Genomic DNA, 667 nt, shown 5'->3' on the forward strand with positions numbered 1-667 from the left:
ATTGTGATCGCCAATCTCAAGCCAAGTACGCTCACCTGCGTACTTTAGATCTTGAGGATCCTCTCCGACACTCGCAAACTGATAAACCCCATTCTGCGCACCAATACGAGTCAACCTAGTTACAACGACATGCCTATGCAACACAGTATGTGGTCCAATTGACACTTCATCACCAATGATACAGTAGGGACCAATGATGGCAGTCTCATCAATCTGTGCAGATGGTGAGATGAGTGCTGTAGGATGAATCTGACTCATGATGTGGGCCCTTGTATCATTTAATGCAAATAAATAGTCAGCCAAATGCAGCTGGTTTGGCTTCAAGAATGAGGCCAATATCCGCTGCTTTGTTAAATATCAATATAATAGCTCATTATAATTGTGAAGATCGATTCGATATAGCGCTTTATGAATGCTAACTCATTACAAACTTAGGCACTTTTACTGTCTTTGATTTTTTGCTGCTCTTGACGCGCAATCATTATTTGAGCACTCGCAGCAAGTTCGTCTTCGACATGCACCGTACAATCAAACTTATAAATACCATGGCGCTGCATCACTGTCTTGGCACGAATGATGAGCTGATCACCAGGAATGACTCGGCGCTTAAACCGCACTTTATCCACACCAGCAAATAAATACAGATAGCCATCTTCTGAAGTCAGAC

Annotated in this window: 1 protein-coding gene and 1 pseudogene; both read right to left on the reverse strand. The window is 42.7% G+C overall.

Annotated elements, in window-relative coordinates; genetic code table 11:
- A pseudogene (locus ACS8FC_RS18075) lies at window positions 1–258 on the reverse strand (acyl-ACP--UDP-N-acetylglucosamine O-acyltransferase); the annotation flags it as partial.
- A gap of 173 nt (window positions 259–431) precedes the next feature.
- A partial coding sequence (locus ACS8FC_RS18080; RefSeq protein ID WP_459112983.1) for a hotdog family protein occupies window positions 432–667 on the reverse strand: 236 nt, incomplete at its 5' end.

This window comes from Psychrobacter sp. 1Y4 (assembly GCF_051847555.1).